This window comes from Bacillus sp. SRB_331 (assembly GCF_003264175.1).
GTDB lineage: Bacteria > Bacillota > Bacilli > Bacillales > Bacillaceae_G > Bacillus_A > Bacillus_A mycoides.
In genome coordinates this window covers 1,736-4,710 of the sequence record NZ_NADV01000014.1, presented here as the reverse complement: position 1 = coordinate 4,710, position 2,975 = coordinate 1,736, and the positions used below count along the sequence as shown (strand labels likewise).

The 2,975-nt window shown below is 51.4% G+C and carries 1 rRNA gene; it reads right to left on the bottom strand.

The window, feature by feature from the left end:
- Positions 1-2,919 (bottom strand): 23S ribosomal RNA (locus B5P42_RS12300); the annotation flags it as partial.
- Positions 2,920-2,975: the final 56 nt, after the last annotated feature.

The window sequence follows — 2,975 nt, the reverse complement described above, 5'->3', positions numbered from 1 at the left end:
GTTAAGTCCTCGATCTATTAGTATTCGTCAGCTCCACATGTCACCATGCTTCCACCTCGAACCTATCAACCTGATCATCTTTCAGGGATCTTACTAGCTTACGCTATGGGAAATCTCATCTTGAGGGGGGCTTCATGCTTAGATGCTTTCAGCACTTATCCCTTCCGCACATAGCTACCCAGCTATGCCCTTGGCAGAACAACTGGTACACCAGCGGTGCGTCCATCCCGGTCCTCTCGTACTAAGGACAGCTCCTCTCAAATTTCCTGCGCCCACGACGGATAGGGACCGAACTGTCTCACGACGTTCTGAACCCAGCTCGCGTACCGCTTTAATGGGCGAACAGCCCAACCCTTGGGACCGACTACAGCCCCAGGATGCGATGAGCCGACATCGAGGTGCCAAACCTCCCCGTCGATGTGGACTCTTGGGGGAGATAAGCCTGTTATCCCCGGGGTAGCTTTTATCCGTTGAGCGATGGCCCTTCCATGCGGAACCACCGGATCACTAAGCCCGACTTTCGTCCCTGCTCGACTTGTAGGTCTCGCAGTCAAGCTCCCTTATGCCTTTGCACTCTACGAATGATTTCCAACCATTCTGAGGGAACCTTTGGGCGCCTCCGTTACACTTTAGGAGGCGACCGCCCCAGTCAAACTGCCCACCTGACACTGTCTCCCGGGTCGATAAGACCCGTAGGTTAGAATTTCAATACAGTCAGGGCGGTATCCCACCAGCGCCTCCACCGAAGCTAGCGCTCCGGTTTCAATGGCTCCCGCCTATCCTGTACAAACTGTACCAAAATTCAATATCAGGCTACAGTAAAGCTCCACGGGGTCTTTCCGTCCTGTCGCGGGTAACCTGCATCTTCACAGGTACTATAATTTCACCGAGTCTCTGGTTGAGACAGTGCCCAAATCGTTACACCTTTCGTGCGGGTCGGAACTTACCCGACAAGGAATTTCGCTACCTTAGGACCGTTATAGTTACGGCCGCCGTTTACTGGGGCTTCAGTTCAGAGCTTCGCTTACGCTAACCCCTCTCCTTAACCTTCCAGCACCGGGCAGGTGTCAGCCCCTATACTTCGCCTTACGGCTTCGCAGAGACCTGTGTTTTTGCTAAACAGTCGCTTGGGCCTATTCACTGCGGCTTTCCGTTAAGAAAGCACCCCTTCTCCCGAAGTTACGGGGTCATTTTGCCGAGTTCCTTAACCAGAGTTCTCTCGCACACCTTAGGATTCTCTCCTCGCCTACCTGTGTCGGTTTGCGGTACAGGCACCTTTTATCTCGCTAGAAGCTTTTCTTGGCAGCGGGGAATCAAAGACTTCGCTCCATAAGGAGCTTCCCCATCACAGCTCAGCCTTCACGATAAGCGGATTTGCCTACTTATCAGCCTAACTGCTTGGACGTGCACAACCAATCGCACGCTTCTTCTATCCTTCTGCGTCCCTCCATTGCTCAAACGATAAAGAGGTGGTACAGGAATATCAACCTGTTGTCCATCGCCTACGCCTGTCGGCCTCGGCTTAGGTCCTGACTAACCCTGAGCGGACGAGCCTTCCTCAGGAAACCTTAGGCATTCGGTGGACGGGATTCTCACCCGTCTTTCGCTACTCATACCGGCATTCTCACTTCTAAGCGCTCCACCAGTCCTTCCGGTCTGACTTCACTGCACTTAGAACGCTCCCCTACCACTGATACCATTGGTATCAATTCGCAGCTTCGGTGGTGTATTTAGCCCCGGTACATTTTCGGCGCAGAGTCACTCGACTAGTGAGCTATTACGCACTCTTTAAATGGTGGCTGCTTCTGAGCCAACATCCTAGTTGTCTAAGCAACTCCACATCCTTTTCCACTTAATACACACTTTGGGACCTTAGCTGGCGATCTGGGCTGTTTCCCTCTTGACTACGGATCTTATCACTCGCAGTCTGACTCCTAAGGATAAGTCATTGGCATTCGGAGTTTGACTGAATTCGGTAATCCGATGAGGACCCCTAGTTCAATCAGTGCTCTACCTCCAAGACTCTTACACTTAAGGCTAGCCCTAAAGCTATTTCGGGGAGAACCAGCTATCTCCAGGTTCGATTGGAATTTCTCCGCTACCCACACCTCATCCCCGCACTTTTCAACGTGCGTGGGTTCGGGCCTCCATTCAGTGTTACCTGAACTTCACCCTGGACATGGGTAGATCACCTGGTTTCGGGTCTACGACCACGTACTAAACGCCCTATTCAGACTCGCTTTCGCTGCGGCTCCGCCTCTTCAGCTTAACCTCGCACGGGATCGTAACTCGCCGGTTCATTCTACAAAAGGCACGCCATCACCCATTAACGGGCTCTGACTATTTGTAGGCACACGGTTTCAGGATCTCTTTCACTCCCCTTCCGGGGTGCTTTTCACCTTTCCCTCACGGTACTGGTTCACTATCGATCACTAGGGAGTATTTAGCCTTGGGAGATGGTCCTCCCAGATTCCGACGGAATTTCACGTGTTCCGCCGTACTCAGGATACATTCAAGAGAGAACGAAGTTTCGACTACGGGGTTATTACCCTCTGTGACGGACCTTTCCAGGTCGCTTCGTCTACCTCGTTCCTTTGTAACTCCGTATAGAATGTCCTACAACCCCAAGAGGCAAGCCTCTTGGTTTGGGCTAGATTCCGTTTCGCTCGCCGCTACTCAGGAAATCGCATTTGCTTTCTCTTCCTCCAGGTACTTAGATGTTTCAGTTCCCTGGGTCTGTCTTCCATACCCTATGTATTCAGGTAAGGATACCATACCATTACGTATAGTGGGTTTCCCCATTCGGAAATCTTCGGATCAAAGCTTACTTACAGCTCCCCGAAGCATATCGGCGTTAGTCCCGTCCTTCATCGACTCCTAGTGTCAAGGCATCCACCGTGCGCCCTTTCTAACTTAACCAAACTAAAATTAAAAAAATATGAGCTACACTGTTATCTAGTTTTCAAAGAACATAC